The 8,159-nt window shown below is 69.1% G+C and carries 7 protein-coding genes; all 7 read left to right on the top strand.

Translation table 11 applies throughout. The annotated features are described in order from the left end of the window. Positions 1-949 precede the first annotated feature (949 nt). The 7 genes from AX018_RS21000 (at position 950) to AX018_RS20970 (ending at position 8,058) form a co-directional block, all read left to right on the top strand. Positions 950-1,402 carry an RDD family protein gene (locus tag AX018_RS21000; RefSeq protein ID WP_111881432.1) on the top strand — a complete coding sequence of 151 codons (453 nt, stop codon included), beginning with the start codon at positions 950-952 and terminating at the stop codon, positions 1,400-1,402. Between the two features lie 345 nt (positions 1,403-1,747). Next, positions 1,748-2,143 (top strand): VOC family protein, encoded by a 396-nt coding sequence (locus AX018_RS20995; RefSeq protein WP_111881429.1) that lies wholly within the window; start codon positions 1,748-1,750, stop codon positions 2,141-2,143. A 165-nt stretch (positions 2,144-2,308) separates the two neighbouring features. Continuing rightward, complete coding sequence (locus tag AX018_RS20990) at positions 2,309-2,914, top strand: class I SAM-dependent methyltransferase (RefSeq protein WP_111881427.1); 606 nt, start codon at positions 2,309-2,311, stop codon at positions 2,912-2,914. Positions 2,915-3,065: 151 nt separating this feature from the next. Further along, positions 3,066-4,916, top strand: coding sequence for a DEAD/DEAH box helicase (locus tag AX018_RS20985; RefSeq protein WP_111881425.1), 1,851 nt, complete (start codon positions 3,066-3,068; stop codon positions 4,914-4,916). Positions 4,917-4,988: 72 nt separating this feature from the next. Continuing rightward, positions 4,989-5,843, top strand: a complete 855-nt coding sequence (locus tag AX018_RS20980) for a DUF6216 family protein (RefSeq protein ID WP_111881423.1) — start codon at positions 4,989-4,991, stop codon at positions 5,841-5,843. 74 nt (positions 5,844-5,917) lie between these two features. Then, positions 5,918-6,538, top strand: a complete 621-nt coding sequence (locus AX018_RS20975; protein ID WP_211322494.1) for a DUF1439 domain-containing protein — start codon at positions 5,918-5,920, stop codon at positions 6,536-6,538. Between the two features lie 272 nt (positions 6,539-6,810). Further along, on the top strand, positions 6,811-8,058 hold the full coding sequence (locus AX018_RS20970; RefSeq protein WP_111881420.1) for a hypothetical protein: 1,248 nt from the start codon (positions 6,811-6,813) through the stop codon (positions 8,056-8,058). Positions 8,059-8,159 lie beyond the last annotated feature (101 nt).

The following is an 8,159-nucleotide window of genomic DNA, read 5'->3' as shown; positions in this document are numbered from 1 at the left end:
GTCGTGCGGTACTTGGTCCGCCTCTCGCTCTTTGCTTCCGTCACGCCTTCAGTCTACCGGTGTGGCCGGGGTGATTTGTGCAACAAAGCCCCTGCAAGTCAATGCTGTGACGGATTATCTCCTGCGGGCTGCTTTCAACGTGGAATAGTTATAAATGCCCTTCGGAAAATCCGGCCAAATACGACATCTATCGGATTCACATGGGCAATTCCTGCCGCCATCCGAGAAGAAGAGCGGTGTCCATCCGCAGCGCCGCACCTGGCCTCCGAGGTCGGGGGTGACGATGACGGGAGCCCGGGTGCCGGGCACAGGCAAGAGCGGCAGTGGAGGTTGCAGTCCCCGCACGAGCGGTGACACCCGGCAGGCGGGTATCCGCCCACGCATTGGGGCCTCGCAGCCCCTGGATGGCTCAGGCCGCAGGCGATCGCGCGGCACATCGACTTCGGTGAGCTGGCCCGTCTGGTTGCCACGGCGCTGTTCCTGGGAATCGATAGATGCTCCGTTGCATCGCCACGGCACCATCGCCCGGGGTGGCCAGGCGAGGGCTGCCATCCCCACGCTCCCCCCGGGCTTGTGCTCGGAATGCAGGGGGTGAGAGATTCCCGGACGGGATCTTCGAGGGGGCGGCTGTGCTGGTGTCTGCTATGAAATATGGAGCAGAGAATGTAGAAAATCCGGCGACATGGCGGCAAAAAGACCCCAAGCTACCCCGCAGCGGGTCCGCAGAGCGCCACGGTCGCCCGGAAGGCCCCCGGGCCCGTCCGCGGCAGGCATGCGAACACTCCGCAGGCTTCGCGCAGCATCGGCATGCCGCAGAACCCCCCGGCGGGAGGATGATCCAAGCGGCGCGGCATCGGGGCAGGGGCGCCAATCCACCCCCGCATGGCGCCGGACCGCATCCCTTCCCTTCACCATCCTTCACGCCACCAGAGAAAGCGACGGAAACGCCATGAGCGACGACAACACCGGACTTCCCGATTTCGAATACGTCGGCTTCTGGGCCCGCGTGGGCGCCTCCCTGATCGACACCGTGCTGCTCGTGCTCGTCACGGTGCCCCTGCTGGTCTCCATCTACGGATGGCAATACTTCAAATCCGAGAAGCTGCTGGTGGGCCTGGCGGATTTCCTCATCTCGTGGGTGCTGCCCGCCGTGGCCGTGGTGCTGTTCTGGATCACCCGGCAGGCGACCCCCGGCAAGATGGCCTTCGGCGCGCGTGTGGTGGATGCGGTCACGGGCAAGCCCCTCACGCCGAGGCAGTCCGTGGGCCGCTATCTGGCCTATTTCGTCTCCACGATCCCGCTGGGCCTGGGCCTGCTGTGGGTGGCGTTCGACAGGCGCAAGCAGGGCTGGCACGACAAGCTGGCGGGGACGGTGGTGGTGCGGGCGAAGAAGCGGGCGTGAGGCGGCGAGGTTGACGAAGAGGCCGCGGCTGGGCCGGCCGCGTTGAAGGGGGCGGCGCCTTCCCGCGCGGTCTGGCGGCCGCCCCGTGCACCGGACTCGCCGGCACCAGCAAGCCCACGATGGCAGGGGACCTTGCCGACCCGGTGGAAAAGGGCCTGTCGTACGGGCCCGGGCAGCGCCACGCACCCTGCCTGCCATTGCGGTGCCGCGGAGACCCGGCCCCCGGTGGCATCGGAGAGAGGAGAAAGCGCGCACCCGGGACGCACGGGGCCCGGCTCCGCCCTTACGATCAACCCTCCTTGCGCCTCATCCGCCCCGCGCAGGGCATTCAACGGAGACAACCCCATGTTCAGCCACGTGATGGTCGGCGTGACCGACCTCGAAAAATCCCGGCAGTTCTACGACGCGCTGCTCGGCACCCTCGGCATCGGCCCGGGCGTCGCCAACAAGAACCGCTATTTCTACCAGGGCCCCACCGGCCTGTTCGGCATCACCACGCCCATCAACGGCGAGCCGGCCACGCACGGCAACGGCGGCACCATCGGGTTCGCGGCGCAGTCGCCCGAGCAGGCCGATGCCTTCCACGCGGCGGGCGTGGCCCATGGGGGCACGACCTGCGAAGACCCGCCGGGCCTGCGCGAAGCCCCGGGCGGCGCGCTGTACCTGGCCTACGTGCGCGACCCCGACGGCAACAAGCTCTGCGTGCTGCACCGGCCGCCCCGGGACGCTGCCGCGCAATAACCGGCACCCGGCATCCAGCCCCGGCCCCGGCACCCGGGTGCTGCTGTCCCCCGGCGCCCCGTGCCGCCTCCCTTGCGGCGGGCAGGCCCGGCGATACTCCTGCGCTCCGCGCCGCGGGCCGTCCCGCGCCCCGGCCGCGCCGAGAGAACCCCAAAGGACCGCCATTTGAAATCCGCCAGCCCCACCACCTTCGACGAGGCCTATTACCAGCGCTTCTATTTCGACAAGAAGACCCGCGTGGTGGACCCGGCGCACACCGAGCGGCTCGGCACCTTCGTGTGCAGCTACCTGCGGTACCTGCGCGTGCCGGTGGAGCGCGTGGTGGACGTGGGCTGCGGCATCGGCCTGTGGCGCGACATCGTGGCGCGGCACTTTCCGGCGGCGAGCTACCAGGGGGTGGAGTTCAGCGCTTACCTGTGCCAGCGCTTCGGGTGGCAGCAGGGCTCGGTGGTGGACTACGCGGCCAGCGAGCCCTTCGACCTCGTGATCTGCCAGGGCGTGCTGCCCTACCTGAGCCCGCCCGACCTGAAGGCCGCGCTCGACAACCTGGGGCGCCTCAGCCGGGGGGCGCTGTACCTGGAGGCCGTGACGCGCGAGGACTACGAGCGCGACATCATCGACGAGGACCTGACGGACCCGGCGCTCTTTCGCCACCGCGCCGATGCGTACCGGCACGGGCTGTCGCGCCACTTCCGCGAGGTGGGCGGGGGGCTGTGGCTGAGCCGTGGGGCCGATGTGCCGCTGTTCGAGCTGGAGTGCGCGGGCGGGTAGGGCCAGGCCCAGGCCCAGGCCCAGGCCCAGGCCCAGGCCCAGGCCTGCCGCGATGCCGGTGGGGTTGTCTGTTTTCCGTCAGATAGAAAGAAACCTTTGTTCGCGTAAGATTGCATCTTGATACAAACAGCACGCGACAAGGACGCGAACTATGGCGACGCTGATCCCCGCCATCGGCACCTGCGCATCCCGCATGACCTCGGGCGAGCGGCGGCTCGCGGAGCGGCTGGAGCACAAGCTCGATGACGATTACCGGCTGTGGTACGACGTGCCGGTCGGCCCGAAGCAGACCTACCCCGATTTCGTGGTGATGCACCCGCGGCGCGGCGTGCTGATCTTGGAGACCAAGGACTGGCGGCTGGACACGGTGCGCAAGGCCACGCGGCAGTACTGGGAGATCGCCCCGGACGGCGGCGCCCCCAAGATCGTGAAGAACCCGCTGGAGCAGGCCCGCCACTGCGCGCTGGAGGTGGTGCGCGCGCTGGAGCGCGATCCGCAGCTGGTGCAGCCCTCGGGGCCCTACCAGGGCAAGCTGGCGTTCCCCTGGGGGCATGGCGTGGTGTTCACGCGCATCACGCGCCGGCAGTTCGAGGCCGCGGGCCTGGGCGAGGCCATCGAGCCGCACTACGTGGTCTGCCAGGACGAGATGCTGGAGGACGTGGAGGCCGAGGCCTTCCAGGAGCGGCTCTGGCGCATGTTCCCGCACCATTTCGGCGGGGCGATGTCGCTGCCGCAGATCGACCGCGTGCGCTGGCACATGTTCCCCGAGGTGCGGGTGCCCGTGCAGGGCCGGCTGTTCGAGGCGGGCGAGGGCGACGATGCCGAGGTGCCCGACCTGCTGCGCGTGATGGACCTGCAGCAGGAGCAGCTCGCGCGCTCGCTGGGCGAGGGCCACCGCGTGATCCACGGCGTGGCGGGCTCGGGCAAGACCATGATCCTGGGCTACCGCGCCGAGTACCTCGCGAAGCTGCAGGGCGCGGCCGTCCCGGACGGCAAGCCGGTGCTGGTGCTTTGCTACAACGAGCCGCTGGCCGTGAAGCTCGCGAGCGTGATGGAGGCCAAGGGCCTGGCCGACCGCGTGCACTGCCTGCATTTCCACAAGTGGGCGCGCGCGCAGCTCGTGGCCTTCGGCCAGGGCCTGCCCGCGCCGGGGTTGCCGCGCGAGGCGTTCTTCGTCGACATGGTGGACCGCGTGATCCAGGGCGTGGACAAGGGCCACATCCCGAGCGGGCAGTATGGCGCCGTGCTCATCGACGAGGGCCACGACTTCGCGCCCGAGTGGCTCAAGCTGGTCGGCCAGATGGTGGACCCGGCCACCAACAGCCTGCTGGTGCTCTACGACGATGCGCAGAGCATCTATGCCCGCGCGCGCAAGAAGCAGTTCAGCTTCCGCAGCGTGGGCATCCAGGCGCAGGGCCGCACCACCATCCTGCGCATCAATTACCGCAACACGCGCCAGATCCTGCAGACGGCGCACCTGATCGCGGCCGACCTGCTCACCCCCGAGGACAGCGGCGACGACGGCGTGCCCCTGCTGCAGCCCGTGAGCTGCGGCCGCGACGGCGAGGCGCCCGTGATCGTGCGCCTGCCCACCCTGCGGGCCGAGGCCGCGCAGGTGGCCGAGCGCCTGGCGGCCGCGCACCAGGAAGGCCACGCCTGGGGCGACATGGCCGTGCTGTGCCGCCACTACGCGCAGATGGAGGAATGCGCCACCGCGCTGCGCCACAAGGGCCTGCCGCACCACGTGCGCAAGGGCTCTGGCAGCTTCCACCCGGCCGACGACACGGTGAAGGTGATGACCATGCACGCCAGCAAGGGCCTGGAGTTTCCCGTGGTGGCGATGGTGGGCGCGGGCCAGATGCCGGCCGCCGGCGAGGACGAGCGCGAGGAGGCCCGGCTCTTCTACGTGGCCGCCACGCGCGCCACGCACCGGCTGGTGGTGACGGTGAGCGGGGAGGCGGGGTTCGGGCAGCGGCTGGAGGGCGTGGCGGTGGCGGCCTGAGGGCCGGCTGCCACGGCGGGGTAAAGAGGCTATTGCCGGCAAGACGGCAGGCAGAGTAGGGAGGGGTTCTGCATGGACGGCATTGCTGCCATCAAGGTTTCGGACATCGCCATGCTGGGGCCCCTGGGGCTCGCTATGGGTCTGGGAGCCATCTTTGTCTGGGTGATTCTGCAAACAGAGTCCTGGCACATGCTGCGCCGGCGCATCTGGCTGCTGGTGCACGGCAAGGAGGAGATTTCAGACCCCGGCATCCGCGAGTACGTGGAGGAGCAGAACAACCTGGCTGCTTTCCATGTATTCGCCGGCGTTCACGTTGCGACGTTGAGCGAGGCGCGGACCTTGATGGAGTGGTGCCGTGCGCGGAACGTGAATCTGGGGGCGTTGCGCATGTGCGGCACCTACTTCGATCCGGAAACGCGGCGTATCAAGGACCGATGGCTGCCGCCGAGGTGGATGGGGCGTTCGCTGGGTGTCCTTGCGATGGGCATCATGGTTGCCGGTCTCTTGACCGCGTGGGCCATGACAATGCCCGCGCTGATGACCTTGAAAAAGACGGGCCAGAGCTTTTTCGCCAAGGAAACGGAATTGCGCAAGGTCTTCCCTCTGCCTCCGTTCTCATCGCCTGTGCTGACGGCCGCAGACTGCGACAAACCACGCTCAGAGGAGGCCCGTCGCATGGGATTCGTGGAAAGCGATATCGCGATCATGTGCTCCCTTCTCAAAGATCCCGAGTTTGGCGCGTACCGGCAAAAGACGATGAGGGATCAATGGAGCGCCCTGGCGATATACGCGGCCTTGCTTCTGTTCTTTGCATACCGCACCGCCGTGTTGGCGGTGCGCGTGGTGTGCGCCCGCAAACTCCTGAACCGCCGCGTGGACCCCGCCATGCCCGCCGCGCAGATGGAACTCGACTTCGACAGCCGCTGATTCCGGCGCCCCGCGAGACCAAGTGTTACGCCCCGGCGGTTGCGTCTCCCGCGCCGCGGCCCAAAATCCGGGGCATGCCCCTTCTTTCCTTCCTGTCCGTCCGGCCTTTCCCCACGCTGCGCGGGCTGTCCGTCCGACTGGGCGCGGCCCTGGCCTCCGCCCTGGCCCTGTGGCTCGTCGCCCCCGCCGCCCAGGCCCAGCCGCGCTACACCATCACCACCGCCCAGATCCAGGACGCGCTCGCCGAGAAGCTGCCGCGCCGCTATGCCGTGGGCGGCGGCCTGCTGCAACTGGAGCTGCAGGTGCCCGCGCTGCGCATGCTGCCCGCGCAGAACCGCGTGAATGCCGTGTTGCCCGTGGTGGCTTCCGGGCCGCTGCTGTCGGGCGGGCAGCGGGGCTACGGCGGCACGTTCGACGTGGATTTCGCGCTGCGCTACGAGCCCTCCGACCGCACGCTGCGCGCGCACCAGCTCCACGTGAACGCGCTGCGCATCGAGGGCCTGCAGCCGCCGGCGTCCGAGCTGCTCGATGCCTATGCGCAGCAGCTCGCTACGCAGTCGCTGGGCGAGGTGGTGCTGCATACCCTGCGCCCGCAGGACCTGGCCTTGGCCGACGGGCTGGGCATGCAGCCCGGCCCCATCACCGTGACGGAGCGCGGGCTGCGCGTGGAGTTCGTGCAGAAGCCGGTGCCTTGAAATGAAACGATGACCGTCCCGGGCGGTATGGCCGCTCCTCGGGGGCGGCCTCGCCGGTGTGGGCCCGCCGCCAGTGGCTTCGCCGCCTGGTGCACGGCTTCGGGTCTGGTGGGGGGCTGCGCAGGGCCGGAGGCGCATGCTGGAGGCTCTTGCGATCCTCAGTCGATGCGGCGGCGTCGTGCCGTCCCGCTGTGCATCGCGCCCACCGGAGCACCAAGATGCCGCCTGTCTCACGATTCATTTCCCAAGGTTTTCAGAAGCTCCAGAGCGGCATGAGCCAAGTGGCTGCGCGGGCGAGCGGATACACCAAGCTGCCGGGCTCGTCCAAGCATGCGCAGTCCGAGGGCATGGAACGCCTGGGCGCGCGCCAGGGACGCCCCGAGGGCGCCTCGATGGCGCCCCGCAAGAATACGCCGCACGCGGCCATGCACCAGGCCTCGGCGCACCGGCCCTCGGGCCCGGCGGCGCCGCTGCAGCGGCCTGTGCCGCAGTTCTCGCCGCGCCCCGGCATGCAGCAGCATCCGACCACGGCGGCACAGCATTTCATGCAATCGCAGGCGGCCATGAGGCCGCAGAAAGCCTCGTCGCGGCCGACCCACGGGCACTCCACGGCACCGCAGGCGCAAACCCAGGCCCGCCCGCAGGCACAGTCCCGGCCCGTGGCGCAGCAACCTGCCGCGCCGCAGGCGCACAGCCATTCCGCCGCGCGCCCCGCGCCGCCCTCGATGGAGCATGTGCAGTCCTTTATGCAGGCCCAATCCCGGCCCGTGGCGAAGCCGCAGAACGCCGCGCGTCCCGCGGCGCCCTCGTTCGAGCGGGCGGAGTCCCACGTGCAGGCCCGGCCCGCTGCGCAGCTGACGCATGCCCAGAAAGCGGAGAAACTGCAGGGCATCGTGGAAGCGCTGACCGACGAGATCAAGGCCACCGATCGCCCGTTGCACCAACTCATCATGGCCAAGATGAATGCGGAGACCGATGCGGAATACGACGAGGCTGACGCGGCGTTGAATGCCATGCGCGAGCAGCGCAAGCCCCTCATCGAGGAGAGAAACAATGCGGCGATGGTGCTGAAGGTCCATGTTGCCGCCGACCACCTGGGTGCCCTGCGCGGCATCGCGGAGCCGGAGCCGGTCAATATCCAGTCCCTCAAGACCCGCAGGGGCCTGATGATGAATGCCGAGGCCCTGCGCACCAACGCCAGCGCGCTGCGCGACGCCCGCGAAAAGCTGGGCCCGTCCACGGATTTCGGCAAGGCCCACAAGGAGCTGGACGACATGCTCAAGAGCGGCCGCCTCTCCGACTGGAAGCCCGGCCAGCTCGCGGAGCTGCAGGACCTTGCCCAGTCCTACAAGAACTATGCGGAGCTGGAGCGCTCCGTGCTCGCGGCGGACAAGGTGATCCGCAGCATGGGCGGCATGGGGATGATGGACGGCATTCCCACCACCCAGGCCGAGCGCGACAAGGACCGGGCAGAGGAGTTGGAGAGGGAGCAGGAGCGGATCAACAACGGCTACCTCTAGCCGGCGATAGGCCGTGCCCGGTATCGTCCTACGCGGGCGGGCCGCGGCATGGCCTACAACCGGGGCAGGGCCCGGCCGCGATCGCCGGGCGCAGTTATCGC

The sequence above is a fragment of the Paracidovorax anthurii genome (assembly GCF_003269065.1).
GTDB lineage: Bacteria > Pseudomonadota > Gammaproteobacteria > Burkholderiales > Burkholderiaceae_C > Paracidovorax > Paracidovorax anthurii.
The sequence above is the reverse complement of the archived record's forward strand: the minus strand, read 5'-3'. Positions and strand labels throughout refer to the sequence as shown.

What these genes read in the sequence shown, in the direction of transcription:
- AX018_RS20975 (WP_211322494.1), top strand. Translation starts at nt 5,918, where the DNA reads ATGCCCCTTCTTTCCTTCCTGTCCGTCCGGCCTTTCCCCACGCTGCGC.
- AX018_RS20985 (WP_111881425.1), top strand. Translation starts at nt 3,066, where the DNA reads ATGGCGACGCTGATCCCCGCCATCGGCACCTGCGCATCCCGCATGACC.
- AX018_RS21000 (WP_111881432.1), top strand. Translation starts at nt 950, where the DNA reads ATGAGCGACGACAACACCGGACTTCCCGATTTCGAATACGTCGGCTTC.
- AX018_RS20995 (WP_111881429.1), top strand. Translation starts at nt 1,748, where the DNA reads ATGTTCAGCCACGTGATGGTCGGCGTGACCGACCTCGAAAAATCCCGG.
- AX018_RS20980 (WP_111881423.1), top strand. Translation starts at nt 4,989, where the DNA reads ATGGACGGCATTGCTGCCATCAAGGTTTCGGACATCGCCATGCTGGGG.
- AX018_RS20970 (WP_111881420.1), top strand. Translation starts at nt 6,811, where the DNA reads ATGAGCCAAGTGGCTGCGCGGGCGAGCGGATACACCAAGCTGCCGGGC.